This is a genomic window from Streptomyces sp. NPDC025784, assembly GCF_055558435.1.
The window spans coordinates 228,648-245,680 of sequence record NZ_JBVHMN010000008.1 but is presented as its reverse complement, the minus strand read 5'-3'; the positions used below and the strand labels follow the sequence as shown (position 1 = coordinate 245,680).

General features: G+C 72.4%; 16 protein-coding genes. 13 read left to right on the top strand and 3 right to left on the bottom strand.

Annotation, left to right across the window (positions count from 1 at the left end):
* The first annotated feature begins 63 nt into the window (after nt 1-63).
* Both ACZ4IF_RS20210 and ACZ4IF_RS20205 read left to right on the top strand, forming a co-directional pair.
* The gene (locus tag ACZ4IF_RS20210; protein WP_467564615.1) at nt 64-558 is read left to right on the top strand and encodes an RNA polymerase sigma factor; all 495 of its coding nucleotides are present in this window, start codon (nt 64-66) and stop codon (nt 556-558) included.
* A gap of 58 nt (nt 559-616) precedes the next feature.
* On the top strand, nt 617-1,120 hold the full coding sequence (locus ACZ4IF_RS20205; protein ID WP_467564613.1) for a GNAT family N-acetyltransferase: 504 nt from the start codon (nt 617-619) through the stop codon (nt 1,118-1,120).
* Between the two features lie 181 nt (nt 1,121-1,301).
* Here the strand turns inward: ACZ4IF_RS20205 and ACZ4IF_RS20200 are convergent, their stop codons facing one another.
* Entirely contained in the window at nt 1,302-1,784 is a 483-nt protein-coding gene (locus ACZ4IF_RS20200) for a hypothetical protein (RefSeq protein ID WP_467564611.1), read from the bottom strand.
* A 1-nt stretch (nt 1,785) separates the two neighbouring features.
* Nucleotides 1,786-2,145, bottom strand: coding sequence for a hypothetical protein (locus tag ACZ4IF_RS20195; RefSeq protein ID WP_467564609.1), 360 nt, complete (start codon nt 2,143-2,145; stop codon nt 1,786-1,788).
* Between the two features lie 69 nt (nt 2,146-2,214).
* On the opposite strand from ACZ4IF_RS20195, the gene ACZ4IF_RS20190 reads away from it, so the two are divergent.
* From ACZ4IF_RS20190 to ACZ4IF_RS20150, 9 genes are all read left to right on the top strand, one after another.
* Complete coding sequence (locus ACZ4IF_RS20190; protein WP_467564607.1) at nt 2,215-2,856, top strand: HAD family hydrolase; 642 nt, start codon at nt 2,215-2,217, stop codon at nt 2,854-2,856.
* 315 nt (nt 2,857-3,171) lie between these two features.
* Entirely contained in the window at nt 3,172-4,263 is a 1,092-nt protein-coding gene (locus ACZ4IF_RS20185) for a methionine ABC transporter ATP-binding protein (RefSeq protein ID WP_345647519.1), read from the top strand.
* Nucleotides 4,260-5,006: a methionine ABC transporter permease gene (locus ACZ4IF_RS20180; protein ID WP_467564605.1), complete on the top strand. Its 747-nt coding sequence runs from the start codon at nt 4,260-4,262 to the stop codon at nt 5,004-5,006. The genes ACZ4IF_RS20185 and ACZ4IF_RS20180 overlap by 4 nt, the downstream gene beginning before the upstream one ends.
* A gap of 117 nt (nt 5,007-5,123) precedes the next feature.
* On the top strand, nt 5,124-5,954 hold the full coding sequence (locus ACZ4IF_RS20175) for a MetQ/NlpA family ABC transporter substrate-binding protein (RefSeq protein WP_467564603.1): 831 nt from the start codon (nt 5,124-5,126) through the stop codon (nt 5,952-5,954).
* Nucleotides 5,955-6,156: 202 nt separating this feature from the next.
* Nucleotides 6,157-6,792 carry a GNAT family N-acetyltransferase gene (locus ACZ4IF_RS20170; RefSeq protein WP_467564601.1) on the top strand — a complete coding sequence of 212 codons (636 nt, stop codon included), beginning with the start codon at nt 6,157-6,159 and terminating at the stop codon, nt 6,790-6,792.
* A 136-nt stretch (nt 6,793-6,928) separates the two neighbouring features.
* On the top strand, nt 6,929-8,140 hold the full coding sequence (gene cbiE, locus ACZ4IF_RS20165; RefSeq protein WP_467564599.1) for a precorrin-6y C5,15-methyltransferase (decarboxylating) subunit CbiE: 1,212 nt from the start codon (nt 6,929-6,931) through the stop codon (nt 8,138-8,140).
* A gap of 345 nt (nt 8,141-8,485) precedes the next feature.
* Nucleotides 8,486-12,217 (top strand): nicotinate-nucleotide--dimethylbenzimidazole phosphoribosyltransferase, encoded by a 3,732-nt coding sequence (gene cobT, locus ACZ4IF_RS20160; RefSeq protein ID WP_467564597.1) that lies wholly within the window; start codon nt 8,486-8,488, stop codon nt 12,215-12,217.
* Between the two features lie 238 nt (nt 12,218-12,455).
* Complete coding sequence (gene cobA, locus ACZ4IF_RS20155; protein WP_359503733.1) at nt 12,456-13,700, top strand: uroporphyrinogen-III C-methyltransferase; 1,245 nt, start codon at nt 12,456-12,458, stop codon at nt 13,698-13,700.
* A gap of 64 nt (nt 13,701-13,764) precedes the next feature.
* Nucleotides 13,765-14,583, top strand: coding sequence for a TrmH family RNA methyltransferase (locus ACZ4IF_RS20150; RefSeq protein WP_467564594.1), 819 nt, complete (start codon nt 13,765-13,767; stop codon nt 14,581-14,583).
* A gap of 77 nt (nt 14,584-14,660) precedes the next feature.
* Here the strand turns inward: ACZ4IF_RS20150 and ACZ4IF_RS20145 are convergent, their stop codons facing one another.
* On the bottom strand, nt 14,661-15,965 hold the full coding sequence (locus ACZ4IF_RS20145; RefSeq protein WP_467564592.1) for a serine/threonine-protein kinase: 1,305 nt from the start codon (nt 15,963-15,965) through the stop codon (nt 14,661-14,663).
* A 196-nt stretch (nt 15,966-16,161) separates the two neighbouring features.
* Between ACZ4IF_RS20145 and ACZ4IF_RS20140 the strand changes: the two genes are divergently transcribed.
* Both ACZ4IF_RS20140 and ACZ4IF_RS20135 read left to right on the top strand, forming a co-directional pair.
* On the top strand, nt 16,162-16,437 hold the full coding sequence (locus ACZ4IF_RS20140; protein WP_028801520.1) for a hypothetical protein: 276 nt from the start codon (nt 16,162-16,164) through the stop codon (nt 16,435-16,437).
* Between the two features lie 199 nt (nt 16,438-16,636).
* Nucleotides 16,637-16,846, top strand: a complete 210-nt coding sequence (locus ACZ4IF_RS20135; RefSeq protein ID WP_028801519.1) for a hypothetical protein — start codon at nt 16,637-16,639, stop codon at nt 16,844-16,846.
* Nucleotides 16,847-17,033 lie beyond the last annotated feature (187 nt).

The window sequence follows — 17,033 nt, the reverse complement described above, 5'->3', positions numbered from 1 at the left end:
TGGATGGGGTGACAGACGGCCGCCCCGGCAACCTGACGCCGGGGCGGCCGCGTCGTGCCGCACATGACCCACGAGATGGTTTCCACCCTGCGCCCGCTCCTCGCCGCCGAGGCCTCGGCCGAGGCGTACGCCTCCGGCGCCGAGCAGGGAGACCTCGAACAGGCCGTCTGGCTCCGCCTGCTGGAGCGCCTCGACGCGGGCGGTCCGCCCGAGGACCCGCAGGGCTGGCTGCGCCGCGCCGTGCGCTCCGAGGCCCGCCGCAGCCGTCGCACGGCCCGTGTCGAGCAGCCCTTCTCCGCCGAGCCCGCGGACCTCGGCGGGCCCGGGCCCGAGCAGCAGGCGATGACGTCCGAACGACGGCGCGCGCTGCACGAGGCGGTGCGCCGGCTGCCGGGCCGCTGCCCGAGCCTCATGGCGGCGCTGCTCTCGCCGAAAGACCTCACATACCGGGAGATCGCGGGGGAGTTGGGTATCTCACAGGGCAGTCTGGGCCCGGAACGTTCCAGATGCCTGGGATGTCTGCGGCGATTGCTGACGGTGGAGGTTGCGGCTCGCTGACGGCGGGGATAGGAGTGAGGGACTACCGGTGGAACAGGTGAGCGGGAGGCATGCACACATGGGCATGAGCGTGACCATCTCGGCGGCGACCGAAGAGGACGCCGAACAGATCCTCAAGCTGCAGTACCTCTGCTACCAGAGCGAGGCCGAGCTCTACGGCGACTACGGAATCGAGCCGCTCACCCAGCCGCTCGACTCCCTCAGGGCGGAACTCGCCGGCGGCACCGTCCTCGTGGCGCGGCTCGGGGCGGAGGTGGTGGCCTCCGTCCGCGGCGCGGTGGACGACGACGGCACGGCCCGCATCAACAAGCTCATCGTCCACCCGCGCATGCAGCGGCACGGGCTCGGCGGACGGCTGCTCGCCGCGATCGAGACACAGCTCGGCGCGGACGGCGCGGCCAAGTCCTTCCAGCTCTTCACCGGGCACCGCAGCGACCGCAATCTGCGCCTGTACCGCAAGCACGGTTACGCGCCCGTCTCCACCGAGCGCGTCGACGAGCGGCTCACGCTGGTGACACTGGCGAAGGGCGCCGACGCGAGCGCGTACGCGACCAGCGCCTGACCGGCTCCGGCCCCGGTCGCCGACCGGGGCCACCGCGGGCCCACCCGCGAACGGCCGGGTGTCACCGCGACTCGGGAGGGCAACGGGTCGGCTCTCCGGTGCGCCCGCCCCCCGTGGCCGTGCGGCTTGTCGGACTCGGCGGCCGACCGGGTTCAGCGGTCACGCTCAGGCCGGTTCAGCGTCAGGCCTGTTCAGCGTCGGGCCGGGTCGCCGTGCGGGCCTTGCGCAGCCAGTACATCGCCGACAGCGGCAGCAGCACCGGAATGAACAGATAGCCCATCCCGTAGTCCGACCACACCGTGGCGTCGGGGAAGGCGGAGGGCTCCACCAGCGTCCAGGTCCCCACGATCAGCACGCCCGCGAGCTCGGCGGCACAGCACACCAGCGCCGCCCTGCGGGCCGTCTCGCCGCCGCGCACCAGCGAGTACGTGATGAAGCCGTAGACGACACCCGCCACCGCGGACAGCGAGTAGGCCAGCGGTGCCTTGCCGAACTCCGTGGAGATCTGCACGGCGGACCGCGAGACGGCGCCGACGACCATCACGCCGTACAGCCACAGCAGCAGCATTCCGGGGCCGCTGATGAGCCGTGTCCGCTTCTTCGGCGTCCCGTCCGGCACGCCCGTCCCGCCGGGCACGATCCCGTTCTCGTCCGTGGCCGTCATCTCAGCCTCCCCAGATGTCATAGAGCCGCACCTCGAGGACGGCGAGGACCACACCGCCGGCCGCCACCGTGACCGAACCCCAGCGGGTGCGCTCCGCGAGCGACATGAAGCCCGCGGCCGGAACGCACGCGAAGGCGCCGAGCAGGTACGCCACGAAGATCGTCGTGCCCTGCTCCGGCTTCTCGCCGCGGGCCAGCTGGACGATGCCGATCACCAGCTGGACCACGGCGAGCAGCGACACCACGGCCATGCCGATGAAGTGCCAGTCCTTGGTGGGCTGATCACGGTAGGCGGCCCAGCCGCACCAGGCGGCGAGCGCGAGCGCGGCGACGGCGGTGGCGACCGTCAGGGCATCAAGCATGCCGTGACCCTATTACGGGCCAAAAGGCCCGATGCGCTCGCCCCCGGGGTGCCCCGTAGGGTCGACGGCATGAAGATCCATGCTGATGCCCTCCTGTTCGACAACGACGGAACGCTCGTCTCATCCCTCGAGTCGGTGAACCGCTGCTGGACGCGATGGGCGACGGAGTACGGCATCACGGCTGACGACTTCGCCCGGATCGAGCTGCACGGCCGCCCCGCCGTCGAGATAGCCGCCGACCTGCTGCCCGCCGGCATCGTGCCCGAGGCCCTCGCGCGCATCGAACAGCTGGAGGTCGAGGACGTGCCCGGCGGGGTCGTGGCGCTGCCCGGAACCCTCGCGCTGCTCGACGCACTGCCCGCCGAGCGCTGGGCCGTGGTCACCTCGGCCACCCGCCGGCTGGCCGAGGCCCGGCTCGAAGAGGTCGGCATCCGCCCCAAGACGATGATCGCCGCGGACGACATCACCCGCGGCAAGCCCGACCCCGAGCCCTACCTCCTCGCGGCCCGTGAGCTGGGCGTCGACCCGGCGCGCTGCGTCGTCTTCGAGGACGCCCCGGCCGGTCTCCAGGCCGGCCGCGCGGCCGGAATGACGACAGTGGCATTGACCACAACGCACCGCGCCCACGAGCTGGACGCCGACCTGGTGGTCGAGGACCTCTCCGCCTTGTCCGTACTGGTCACCGACCACGGCGTGGAGATCTCCGCCTGACGGAACGACGTGTCCACCGCTGTCCGCTATTCGGACAGCGGTGGCAGGCCCCGCCTGTGGGTCTGCTTTACTTGCATCCATGACCACGACGAGCAGCCGCATCCTTGCGACCGAGGCGACCATGACGCCCGGTGCTCGTTGTATGTGTCGAATGTGCGCCTTCTAGAGGGCCCCCGCACCACCGCCTGGTCTCGCGCCCCGAAGCGAGACCGCCGCGCCGTGTCCGTACCGCGTACGTGACACCGGCTGCCCCGCGCACACGTTCTCCTTCCGGTTCCTTCGCCATCGCGAGAACCGTGCCGCGTTCCCCACCGCATGCACCCGTGCCCGGCGCACACCCACGCCCTGCACTCGACAGTGACGGAAACCCCAGTGATCACGACAACGGGCCTCACCAAGGTCTACCGTTCGCGCGGCCGAGAGGTCGTCGCCCTCGACGGCGTCGATCTGCACGTCCGCGAAGGCGAGGTGTACGGCGTCATCGGCCAGTCCGGCGCCGGCAAGTCCTCGCTCATCCGCTGCGTCAACCTCCTGGAGCGCCCCACCTCCGGCACGGTCACCGTCGCCGGACAGGACCTCACCGCGCTCGCCGGCCGCGGCCCCCGCGCAGGCAAGGAACTGCGCCAGGCGCGCAGCGGCATCGGCATGGTCTTCCAGCACTTCAACCTGCTGTCCTCGCGCACCGTCCAGGACAACATCGAGCTGCCGCTCGAGATCCTCGGCGTCTCCGGCAGGGAACGCAGCCGCAAGGCACTCGAACTCCTCGACCTGGTCGGCCTCTCCGACAAGGCCAAGGCCTACCCGGCGCAGCTCTCCGGCGGCCAGAAGCAGCGCGTCGGCATCGCCCGTGCCCTCGCCGGCGACCCCAAGGTGCTCCTGTCCGACGAGGCGACCAGCGCCCTCGACCCGGAGACCACCCGCTCCATCCTCCAGCTGCTGCGCGACCTGAACCGGCAACTGGGCCTGACCGTCCTGCTCATCACCCACGAGATGGACGTCGTCAAGAGCATCTGCGACTCCGCCGCGCTCATGGAGAAGGGCAGGATCGTCGAGTCCGGGACCGTCAGCGAACTGCTCGCCACGCCCGGCTCCGAGCTCGCCTCCGCGCTCTTCCCGGTCAGCGGCGACGCCTCCGGCGACGACCGCACCGTCATCGACGTCACCTTCCACGGCGAGGCGGCCACCCAGCCCGTCGTCTCGCAGCTCGCCCGTACGTACAACATCGACATCTCGATCCTCGGCGCCGCGATGGACACCGTCGGCGGCAAGCAGGTCGGCCGTATGCGCATCGAACTGCCCGGCCGCTACGAGGACAACGTCGTACCGATCGGCTTCCTCCGCGAGCAGGGTCTGCAGATCGACGTCCTGGGCCAGGAGCCCGTACTGGTCGAGGAAGGTGCCAAGTGACCTGGTCCGAGATGCAGCCGCTGCTGTCCCAGGCGTGTTGGGACACGCTCTACATGGTCGGCTGGTCCACGCTGATCGCCGTCCTCGCCGGCCTTCCGCTGGGTGTCCTGCTGGTTCTCACGGACCGCGGCGGCCTGGTGCAGAACACCGTCGCGAACAAGGTCATCGGGCAGGTCGTGAACATCGTCCGCTCGATGCCCTTCATCATCCTGATGGTCGCTCTGATGTCCTTCACCCGCTGGGTCGTCGGTACGACCATCGGCCGCGAGGCCGCCATCGTGCCGCTCGCCGTAGGCGCCATCCCGTTCTTCGCGCGGCTCGTCGAGACGTCCGTGCGTGAGGTCGACGGCGGTCTGGTCGAAGCCGTGCAGTCGATGGGCGGCAACACCTGGACCGTCGTCCGCAAGGTGCTCGTGCCCGAGTCCCTGCCGTCGCTGATCTCGGCCACCACGACCACGGTCGTCGCCATCATCGGCTACTCGGCGATGGCCGGCACCGTCGGCGCGGGCGGCCTCGGCGACCTCGCGATCCGGTACGGCTACCAGCGCTTCGAGTCCGAACTGATGTGGCTCATCGTCGCCGTCCTCGCCGTCGCCATCGCCGTCATCCAGTTCGCGGGCGACTCCGGTGCCCGCGTCCTGCACCGCCGCGCGGGCAAGGGCGGCGAGCCGCTCCGCTTCCGTGTCCTCGCCGGGTTCCTGCCCGGCGGCCCGGTCGGCGCCACGCCCACCAAGACCCGCTGACACCGGACGTCCCGCCCCCCGGCGGCCCGGCCGGCGCATGCCGGCCAGGAGCCGCCGCAACCCCGACTCCCCGTCCCACCCGGCGGGTTGCACCACCCATGGAGAAAGGCACTTTTCGTGCGTAACACCACCAAGATCACCGCAGCTGTCCTCGCCACCGGCGCCCTCACCCTGGGTCTGACCGCCTGCGGCTCCGACAAGGCCGACACCAAGGCCAAGGCGTCCGATCCCCTCGTCGTCGCGGCCACTCCCGTGCCGCACGCCGAGATCCTCGAGTACGTCAAGGACCACCTGGCGAAGAAGGCCGGCCTCAAGCTGGAGGTCAAGGAGTTCACCGACTATGTCACGCCGAACACGGCGACCGAGGACGGGTCCGTGGACGCCAACTACTTCCAGACCCAGCCGTACCTGGAAGACTTCAACAAGAAGAACGGTACGCACCTCGCCTCGGTCGCGACGGTCCACCTGGAGCCCCTCGGCCTCTACTCCGAGAAGGTCGAGAAGGCCGACGACCTGAAGAAGGGCGGCACCGTCGCCCTCCCGAACGACGCCGACAACGAGGCGCGAGCCCTCCGCTTCCTCGCGGCCAGCGGCATCATCACGCTCAAGAGCGGCTCGGAGGGCACCGCGACCCCGCAGGACATCGCGAAGAACCCGAAGGACCTTCAGTTCAAGGAGATCGAGGCGGCCCAGACCCCGCGCTCCCTGAAGGACGTCGACGCCGCGGTGATCAACGGCAACTACGCCATCGGTGCCGGTCTCTCGCCCGCCAAGGACGCCCTCGCCCTGGAGTCCACGAAGAACAACGCGTACAACAACGTTCTCGCCGTGAAGCAGGGCAACGAGAAGGACCCGCGCGTCGAGAAGCTCGCCAAGCTCCTCACCTCGCCCGAGGTCAAGAAGTTCATCGAGGACAAGTACGCCGGCTCCGTCCTGCCGTCGTTCTAGTCGTCCCGCACGGCCGCCGCGCCAGGGGGACGGCCCCCGAGCCGTCCCCCGTCGTCCGGCCCCTCCGTCACCGCACGGGGTCCACTCCCTGCCCGGGGTGGACCCCGTGGTGCGGTTCAGTGCTTTCATGCTGCATGCTGGGCAGTTCAGCAGGCCCGACGGTTTTGAAGGCCCGAAGTTCCCGACGGTTACGGAGCGGCGCATGACGAGCACCTTCCCCAACATCTCCATCAGCACGGAGCGGTTGGTGCTGCGTCCCCTCGACGAGGACGACGTCCCCGCGCTGGCCGAGATGATGAACGACGAGCAGGTCGCGGCCTGGACCGATGTGCCGCAGCCCTTCAGCGAGGACGGGGCCCGCAACTGGGTCACCGAGTACGCGCCCGCCGAACGCGCCGCGGGTCGCGGCCTCGACCTCGCCGTCACGGAGTTCCTCACCCAGCGCCTCGTCGGCATCGTCCAGCTCGGCAAGACGAACTGGCACATCCGCTCCACCGAGCTGTCGTACATCATCGCGCCCTGGGCCCGCGGCGAGGGCTACGCCTCCGAGGCGGCGCTCGCCACCGCCCAATGGCTGTTCGGCGACCAGAAGTTCGAGCGCATCGAGATCCGCACCGCGGCCGACAACACCGCGTCCCAGCAGGTCGCCCAGAAGATCGGCTGCATCAGCGAGGGCGTCCTGCGCAACGCCTGCATAGTGCACGTGCGGACGGACGACGGCTGGGCCGACGTCCGTACCGACTTCATCGTGTGGAGCCTGCTGCCGGAGGACCTCGAAGGCGTGGTCGATCAGCTCGCCGACGCCGGCGGGTTCACGTCGTTCTCCGACTGGAACTGACGGAGGCCCCGGACCCCGGGACCGCTCACACCGGCCCGGACCCTCGCGGCGCCCGCCCAGGCGCACCAGGTACCCTCACGGAGCCCGCTCTCGGGCTGCCCGACTACCTGCGAAGACCCTCTGGAGACTGACGACGATGGCCGACCGGGTCACGGTGATCGGCTGGGACGGCTCGCCGCTGACCGCCGCGGCGCGCTCCGCCCTCGGCGCCGCGACGCTGGTGGCCGGCGCGGCCCACCATCTGGGGCTGCCCGAAGTCCCCGGGGCCGCCGAGCGCATCCGCCTCGGCAGCGTCGCCCTGGCCGCCCGCCGGATCGCGAACCACCGGGGCACCGCCGTGGTCCTCGCCGACGGCGACCCGGGCTTCTTCGGCGTCGTACGGACCCTGCGGGCCCCCGAGTTCGGCCTGGAGGTCGAAGTGGTGCCCGCCGTCTCCTCGGTGGCCGCCGCATTCGCGCGGGCCGGCATGCCCTGGGACGACGCTCAGGTGGTCGTCGCACACCCCCGCACCCTGCGACGCGCGGTGAATGTGTGTCGAGCCCACACCAAGGTCGCCGTACTCACCTCGCCGGGCGCCGGGCCCGCCGAACTCGGCCTGCTCCTCGAAGGGGTGCACCGCACCTTCGTCATCTGCGAGGAACTCGGTACGGCCCGCGAACAGGTCACGATCCTGACCTCGGACAAGGCCGCCGACCACACCTGGCGCGACCCCAACGTCGTCATCGTCATCGGCGGCTTCGTGGCCGCGGCGGAGGACGGCGGCTGGATCGCCGGACGCGACCCCGCCCAGGGACTGCGCGGCTGGGGGCTGCCCGCCGCGGCGTACGGCGGCGCGCTCGGCGAAGGCGAAACGGATCTGCTCCGTGCCGCCCAACTCGCCCGTCTGGGACCGCGCGTCGGCGACCTCGTCTGGGACATCGGTTGTGGCAGCGGAGCCTTCGCCACCGAGGCCGCGCGCACCGGCGCCGCCGTCATCGCGGTCGACCGCAGTCCGGGCGCCTGCGCGCGCACCGAGGGTTCCGCCCGCCGCTTCGGCGTCCAGATGCAGATCGTGCACGGGACCGCCCCGCACGTCCTGGAGAACCTTCCCGAACCCGACGTAGTACGCGTCGGTGGCGGGGGAGCGGCGGTCGTCTCGGCCGTCGCCGACCGGCGTCCCCAGCGCATCGTGACGCATGCCGCGACCCGTGACGACGCCGAACTCGTCGGCAGGGACCTGACCGAACACGGTTACGAGGTCGAGTGCGCGCTCATCCAGTCCGTCGAACTCGACACGAGGGCCTGGACGGAGAAGGAACGGAGCGTCGCGTTCCTGCTCAGCGGCCGTCTGCCGGATCGCGCCCCGTGATCCTGTTGTCGTACTGCGCGCGGTAGGCTGGCCGATCGTTGTACCGCTCCCGGGTGATCAGCCTTTCGTGGGTCAATGTCCGGAAAACGCGCCCGTTTTGAGGCGTGTGTGGTACGGCAGAGCCGGAGGGCGCGCAACGTGGCGCAGTCCACAGCGGGCACTCGCGGATCACGCTGTCGCGAGGGCGGAACGACCGGGACAATGCCAGTTAATGGCTTTGTCGTCTTTGTTGGCCGGTCGTTCGTGCCGCTGGGCACGCACGCTCGTTCTTCACTGTGGGGCGGTCGGTGCGCCGTTCCGGGCGAGCTGGACTTGGAAGCACTAACCGATGGGCGAGGGGTACGCATGACCGACACCGGCCAGGTCCCGGGCGACGGGCTGCCGGAGAGCGCAGGCATGGTGGAGCAGCCGGGCGTCTCCGCGCCGGGCGCGTACACCTACCTCGACCCCTCCGAGACCCCCGCCGAGGACGACGACCTGCTCCTGATGCCGGGAGCGCAGGGCGCGTGGGGCAACGAAGTGGCGCCCCCGGCGCCCATGCCCTTCGTCCACGAACCCGGCCCGCACGAGGCTGCCGGCCGGGACAGCGGCGCGGTCGACCTCGGGGCCGTCCGCGCACAGGAGCCGGGGCCCGCCCCGCAGCCGGTGACCCCGCGCCGCCCGCTGCATCTCGGACCGCCCACCCCTGACGTCTCCGCGAGCCCGGTGCGCTCGCTGGCCGACCGCGGGCCCGCGGGTTCCCCGGTGAACCCCATGGCTCCCTCCGCTCCCGCCCCGTCCGTCCGGCACGCCGGTCCGCCGACGGTCGGGCCCGAGTACCTCGACGTCCCGCAACTGGGCGAGACCCCGCCGCAGGGCGCGGTTCCGTGGGGCGCTCCACCGGTGGCCCCGGAGGCGGGCGCCACAGAAACGGTCGTCCCGGAGGCGGCGCAGGTGCCGGTCCCGGAGGCCGTGCCGGGCACCGGGGTGCCCCGGGCCCCGCAGGCCGCCGAAGGCGCCCTGGCGCCCGGGTTCGAGCAGGCCCCCGAGGCCCAGGTTCCGGCACAGGGCCAGATGCCGGAGACCGCCGAGGCCCCCGTGCCGGACGCCGTCGAGCTTCCCGTCCAGATCCAGGCCCCGGACGCCGTCCAGGCCGTGGACGGTGCGCCGGCCGCCCAGGACGTGCCGGACGCGCAGGCACCCGTCGCCGACGGGCCGCAGGAGCCGCACATGGCGCCGCCGGCCGCGCAGACGCACCACGCCGAGGACGCCTCGGCCCCGCAGGACCCGCGCGTCCAGGACCCGCGCGTCGCGCAGGCTCCCGAGCCGGTGGCCTTCCCCGCCACGGACGCACCGCTCCTCCCGCCGGTGCCGCAGGAGACGGGGCACACCGACGGCGTCCACATCGCCGTGCCCGGCCTGCTTCCGTCCGAGGGCGAGCACTTCACGCCCGCCCAGGGCACCCCCGTCCAGGACTTCACGCCCGCCGACGCGGTGCATCAGGCGCCGCCGCAGGGCCAGGCGCCGGTGGCCGACCCGGTGGCCCAGGCCGGTCAGCTCGGGACTCCTGCCGTCCACGACCCGGAACAGGCCGTCCAGTACGCGGACATCGCCGCCCAGGCCGAGGCCGCGCAGACGTTCCCGCCGGCTGTCGCGCACGCCCCCGAGGCCGTGCAGCACGCGCTCTCCGCCGACGCCTCGCACGGGCAGCCGGTCCCCGGCCTCGAAGCCGTCGCGGCCCAGCAGTTCGAGGACCCCGCCGTGTTCGCGCAGGGCGAGCCCGCCGAGTCGCTGCATGGTGTTCCGGTGGGTGTGGCCGCGCACGGGCAGACCCCCGGGGCGTCGGCCGGCCGGCCGCACGGGGAGCCGTACCTCTCCGGCGAGAGCACCGGTGGCGCCGGACTCCCGCTCGCCACCCCGCCGGAGGCCCAGGAGGACCACACGCTCGGCCAGTTCGTGCCCGTGGAGGGCACCGTGCCGACGACCCCGCACCTGGCCCCGACCCCGCCGCACGCCATGACCGTGCCGCCGCTGCCCGAGGAGGAGCAGCCCGCGGCCGAGGAACCGGCCGACGAGATGATCGTGGTCGCACCCGCGCCCGCGCCGGTGGAGGAAGCCGCCGCGGACCTCGCCGAGGCCCCCGCCGCCGAGCCGGAGACGGTCGCTCCGGTCGTCGTGCCGGCGCCCCGCGAGGGCGAGCCCGGGACCGGGGCCGACGCTCCGGCCGAGGCACCCACCGCCGAACCCGAGCCGCCCACCGCGGACCCGGAGCCCGTAGTCGCACAGCAAGCGGACGACCTGGACACCCAGGTCGCCGACCAGGAAGAGAGCACGGCCGCAGTGGAAGACGTACGAGAGTCCACCGGTCCGGCGGCCCCCGGCTACGACGATGCCGAGCGCGAGGCGGTGCTCCGCGTGATGCGCGAACGCCGCGACATCCGCAACGGCTTCCGCAACGACCCCATCCCGCACGACGTGCTGCTGCGCGTCCTGGAGGCCGCGCACACCGCACCCTCCGTCGGTCACTCCCAGCCGTGGGACTTCGTCGTCATCCGTTCCGCCGACACCCGGCGCGCGATGCACGAACTGGCGGCCCGTCAGCGCGAGGCGTACGCGAAGTCGCTGCCCAAGGGGCGCGCCAAGCAGTTCAAGGAACTGAAGATCGAGGCCATCCTCGACACCCCGGTGAACATCGTCGTCACCGCAGACCCGACCCGCGGCGGCCGCCACACCCTGGGCCGCCACACGCAGCCGCAGATGGCCCCGTACTCCTCCGCGCTCGCGGTCGAGAACCTCTGGCTCGCCGCCCGCGCCGAGGGCCTCGGCGTCGGCTGGGTCAGCTTCTTCGACGAGCGCGAGATGGTCCGCGCCCTCGGCCTGCCGGAGCACCTCGAAGTCGTCGCCTACCTGTGCGTCGGCTACGTCGACGAGTTCCCGGACGAGCCCGAGCTGATGCAGGCCGGCTGGTCCAAGCGCCGCCCGCTGTCCTGGGTCGTCCACGAGGAGACCTACGGCCGTCGCGCGCTGCCCGGCGAGGAGCCGCACGACCTGCTCGCCGAGACCGTCTCCAACATCCGCCCCCTGGACGCCAAGGCGCTCGGCGAGGCGTGGGAGCGCCAGAAGCGGATGACCAAGCCCGCGGGCGCGCTCGGCATGCTGGAGATCATCTCCGCGCAGCTGTCGGGCCTGTCCCGGATGTGCCCGCCGCCCATCCCGGAGCCGGCCGCCGTCGCCATCTTCGCGGGCGACCACGGCGTGCACGCGCAGGGCGTCACCCCCTGGCCGCAGGAGGTCACGGGGCAGATGGTGGCCAACTTCCTGGGCGGCGGAGCGGTCTGCAACGCGTTCGCCAACCAGGTGGGTGCCGAGGTCTGCGTCATCGACGTGGGCGTCGCCTCCGACCTGCCGGCCACGCCGGGCCTGCTGCCCCGCAAGGTCCGCGCGGGCACCGCCGACATGACGACGGGCCCCGCGATGACCCGCGAGGAGGTTGTCGCCGCCATCGAGGTGGGCATCGAGACGGCCCGCGACCTGGTGGCGGCCGGCAACAAGGCGCTGCTCACCGGCGAGATGGGCATCGCCAACACCACCGCGTCCGCCGCCCTCATCTCGGTGTTCACGGACACCGACCCCTCCGAGGTGACCGGCCGCGGCACCGGCATCAACGACGAGACCCTGGCCCGCAAGACCGAGGTCGTGCGCCGCGCCATCGAGCTCCACCAGCCGGACCCGGCCGACCCCATCGGTGTGCTCGCGGCCCTCGGAGGGCTCGAACACGCCGCGATGGTCGGGCTGCTCCTCGGCGGCGCGTCCCTGCGTACGCCGGTCATCCTGGACGGCGTCAGCGCCGGCGCCGCCGCCCTGGTGGCCCGTGCCATCGCCCCCGAGGTCCTCGCCGCCTGCATCGCGGGTCACCGCAGCGCCGAGCCGGGCCATGTGGCCGCCCTGAACAAGCTGGGCCTGCGCCCGCTGGTCGACCTGGACCTGCGCCTCGGCGAGGGCACCGGCGCCCTGCTCGCCCTGCCGGTCGTGCAGAGCGCGGCGCGCGCGATGCACGAAGTGGCGACGTTCGACTCCGCGGGAGTAACTGAGAAGTAGGCGATCGGCGGTGCTGTCCGGGTGCATCGAGTGAAGCGCCCGGACACCACCACGCGCCCGTCCGCACCTGCGGAGCCCCGGGCGCGGTCCCGAGGTCCGAGGAGCGGCGGGGCAGGTGAAAAATCCCACCCGCCCCCGCCGCTCACCGGCCCGCACCATAAAATCCGCACGTCAGGGGCCACTCCAACGCCGCAGCGGCCTCACCCCGCACCGCTCTGCACGAGGAGCCGCACCTCCCATGGCCGAACACCCCGCCTACCCCGTAGGCCTCCGCCTCGCCGGCCGCCGCGTAGTCGTCCTCGGCGGCGGTCAGGTGGCCCAACGCCGTCTCCCGGCGCTCATCGCGGCAGGCGCGGACGTCCATCTCGTGTCCCCGCAGGCGACCCCGTCCGTCGAGGCGATGGCCGACGCGGGCGAGATCGCGTGGACGCGGCGACCGTACGAGGACGGCGACCTCGCCGACGCCTGGTACGCGCTGATCGCCACGAGCGACCACGGGGCGAACACGGCCGCCTCGGCCGAGGCCGAGCGGCACCGCGTGTGGTGCGTCCGCTCGGACGACGCGGACGCGGCGACCGCCTGGACCCCGGCGACGGGCCACAGCGAAGGCGTCACGGTCGCCGTCCTCACGACGGACGCCCGGGGCCGCGACCCCCGCCACACCGCCGCGATCCGGGACGCCGTGGTCGAGGGCCTGCGCGACGGCACCCTGGTCGCGCCGCACCACCGGACCCGCACGCCGGGCGTGGCCCTGGTCGGCGGCGGCCCCGGCGACCCGGACCTGATCACCGTCCGCGGCCGTCGGCTGCTCGCCGAGGCCGATGTGGTCATCGCGGACCGGCTGGGCCCCCGCGACCTGCTCGCCGAACTTCCGCCGCACGTCGAGGTGATCGACGCTGCGAAGATCCCCTACGGCCGCTACATGGCGCAGGAGGCGATCAACAACGCGCTGATCGAGCACGCCAAGCAGGGCAAGTCCGTGGTCCGGCTCAAGGGCGGTGACCCGTTCGTCTTCGGCCGCGGAATGGAGGAGGCGCAGGCGCTGGCCGAGGAAGGCATCGCCTGCACGGTCGTCCCCGGCATCTCCAGCTCGATCTCGGTGCCGGGCGCGGCCGGCATCCCCGTCACGCACCGCGGTGTCGCCCACGAGTTCACCGTGGTCAGCGGGCATGTGGCCCCCGACGACGAGCGCTCCCTGGTCGACTGGCCGTCCCTGGCCAAGCTGACCGGCACCCTCGTGATCCTCATGGGTGTCGACAAGATCGGCCGGATCGCCGAGACCCTCGTCGCGCACGGCAAGCCGGCCGACACCCCCGTCGCCCTGGTCCAGGAGGGCACGACCGCCGCGCAGCGCCGCGTCGACGCGACCCTGGCCACCGTCGCCGAGACCGTCCGCGAGCAGGACGTGAAGCCCCCGGCGGTGATCGTCGTCGGAGAGGTCGTGAACGTGGGCGTGCAGAGCTCCCCGAAGACATCCGAGTAACCACGGGTAACCCAACCCGTTCCCAGCCGTTGGCACCGAACCCAGGACAAGGCAGTATCACCCTGTGGCCGATCTCATCACCGTCGAGAACCCCGACGACCCGCGTCTGAGCGACTACACGGGCCTCACGGACGTGGAGCTGCGCCGCAAGCGCGAACCCGCGGAAGGTCTGTTCATCGCCGAGGGCGAGAAGGTCATCAGACGGGCCAAGGACGCCGGGTACGAGATGCGCTCGATGCTCCTGTCCGCGAAGTGGGTCGACGTCATGCGCGACGTCATCGACGAGCTCCCGGCACCCGTGTACGCGGTCAGCCCGGAGCTCGCCGAGCAGGTCACCGGCTACCACGTGCACCGCGGCGCGCTCGCCTCCATGCAGCGCAAGCCGCTGCCGACGGCCGAGGAACTGCTCCGGTCGGCGCGCCGCGTCGTCGTCATGGAGTCGGTCAACGACCACACCAACATCGGCGCGATCTTCCGCTCCGCCGCCGCCCTCGGCATGGACGCGGTCCTGCTCTCGCCGGACTGCGCGGACCCGCTGTACCGGCGGTCCGTGAAGGTCTCGATGGGTGCCGTCTTCTCCGTCCCGTACGCCCGCCTCGACTCCTGGCCCAAGGGTCTGGAGACGGTGCGCGACGCGGGCTTCACGCTGCTCGCGCTCACCCCGGACGAGAAGGCCAGGTCCCTCGACGAGGCCGCCCCCCACCGTATGGACCGGGTCGCCCTGATGCTCGGCGCGGAGGGCGACGGACTGTCCACGAAGGCCCTGATGGCCGCCGACGAGTGGGTCCGCATCCCGATGGCCCACGGCGTCGACTCCCTCAACGTGGGCGCCGCGGCGGCCGTCGCCTTCTACGCGGTGGCCACGGGCCGCCCCCAGGTCTGACGCCCTCGGACCCACCGGACGTTCGCGCCTGACCGTGGTGCGGCCCGCCGTCACTCCTCGACAGCGCGCCGCACCGGTCAGACGCCCTCGTGGTACCGCTCGGCCGTGGCCCCTGTGGCGGACAGTGCCGGGGGTGACGCCTGCTCCTGCCGTACGTCCTTGCGCCCGCCGTCGCCGTCCAGGCCCCGGGCGGGCCCCTGGCAGCCCTGCGCCGCCGCGATGCCCAGCGCCACGAGCAGGGTCACGACGACGAACACGAACAGCCGCTGGCGCAGCAGCCGCGGGTTGGCGGGCCGCCTGCCGGTGCCGGTGGTCCGGGGCGCGGGGCGCCCGGCACCGCTGCGCGGGCCGGGCCTGGCCCCCGAGCGGCCGGTGTTCCGCACGGGCGTCGGCCGCGCGCCCGACCGGGAGCCGCCGTTCGTGCCACCGGTGCGCGGCGGGGGAGTGCCCTGTGTACGGCGCTGGGTGCGCTGCTCGGCGTACTGCTCCGCCAGGCGGCCGGTCGGCCGGTCGGGGTCCGTGCGGGGCGCGGGCGGCCGCGCGTCCGGCATCCCCTGGGCCTCGCGGGCCGCGATCTCCTTGAGCCGCAGGGACAGTTGGAGCGTGCTGGGCCGCTCCTCGGGGTCCTTCGCCAGACAGGCCCTGACCAGCGGGGCCAAGGCGTCCGGGACACCCTGGAGATGGGGCTCCTCGTGCACCACCCGGTAGAGCATCACTTCGGAACTGCCGTGACCGAAGGGTGAGTCGGAGGTCGCGGCGTAGGCCAGGGTGGCGCCCAGCGCGAAGACGTCGGTGGCCGGGGTGACCGCGGCGCCGCGCACCTGTTCGGGGGCGAGGAAACCGGGGGACCCGACCGCCGTGCCGACGTGCGTGAGCGTGCTGGCGCCCGTCGCCCAGGCGATGCCGAAATCGATGATCCGCGGCCCCTTCGGGGACAGCAGGATGTTGGACGGCTTGAGGTCGCGGTGCACGACACCGGCCTCGTGCACGGCGACGAGACCCTCGGACAGCGCGGCGCCCACGGCGGCGACGTCCGCGGCCGCCATCGGGCCCTCTTCGGCGACCTTGTCGTGCAGCGAGGGGCCGGGCACGTACTGGGTGGCGAACCAGGGGCGGTCCGCCTCCAGGTCGGCGGCGACGAGCCGTGCCGTACAGCCGCCCCTGATGCGCCGGGCCGCCGAGACCTCGCGGGCGAAACGCGACCGGAACTCCTGGTCCTCCGCCAGATCCGGCCGGATCACCTTCAGTGCGACCCGCTGGCCACGCCGGTCGGAGCCCAGGTAGACAACGCCCATCCCGCCCGCGCCGAGCCGCCTGTGAAGCCTGAACGAGCCGACGACACGCGGGTCCTCGCGCCTCAGGCGCATCATCGCCATGTCCATCCCCGCTGCCCTGTCCGTTTGACGAGCCACAGCTTACGTTTCCGCGGCCGGGTGCGCGCAGAGGCCGCGCCCTCTCGGCCCGATCGATTGTCAGTGCCGGGTGGGAAACTTGAAGGGTGGTCAGGGAGCTTGCGGGCAGCACCGCTTTGGGCTGCCCGTGATCCCAACCGTCCGTCGCAGAAGGGGGATTGGGCCCGTGAAGGGTGACCGTGTGGAGATAGTCGTGGACGCCGGTGACACGACGCGTACGTACGAGGTGGTGGCGAGCAGGGCGGGCCGCCGGGTGGAGACGGCGGTACGCCGAGGTGTGGTGGAAGTGAGCGAAGTCACCCGAAGCGGATCGGTGGTGCGTACCGCCCGCTTCATGGCGACCCGGGTGCTGGCTCTGGTGGAGCAGCCGGTCCCCAGGGAGGACAGCTCGGAACAGTCGGGGCAGACCGGACGTCCCCTCGGGGAAGACCCTGAGTCCTAGGTCCTCATCTCCACCCTGGGGAGTACACCGCAGGTCATCGCTCATCCTCCGGGAGGCCCGGCAATCGGTACGAAGGCATGACGACCCCTGGGTGCCGCGCCCCTAGATTTGAGGTCAAGCGGCGGGTGCAGCACTCGTCCCCCGAGGTCAGACGCCCGCCGCTGCCAAGCACAACAGAAATTCGGTCAGGAGAGGGACCATGGCCCACACGGCACCGCGGACAGCGATCCGCACGCAGGGACGCAAGGCGTACGCCGCGGCGTTCGGCGACAGCCGCCAGGGCCGCCGCCACCCGCTGGTGGCGACAGCGATGGTCCTTCCTCTGGCGGCCCTGCTCGTGGTCGTCTTCGGCGGCTGGGACGCAGTGGTCACACAGGCGTCGTCCGTGGGCGTGATGCTGGGGCGCTGAGCGGCGCCCCAGGCCCGGAAGAGCGGTCCGGGCGGGGACATCCGGCCATGAAACCCCGTGGGGACGGGGGTGCGGCGGACGGCACAAATGCCCGCGCAGCTGGGGAGCTGCGCGGGCATTTTCTTTCCCTGCGCCCGGGCGGCGCGTTCTTTCCCAGCGCCCGGCCGGTGCGTTCTTCGCCCAGCGC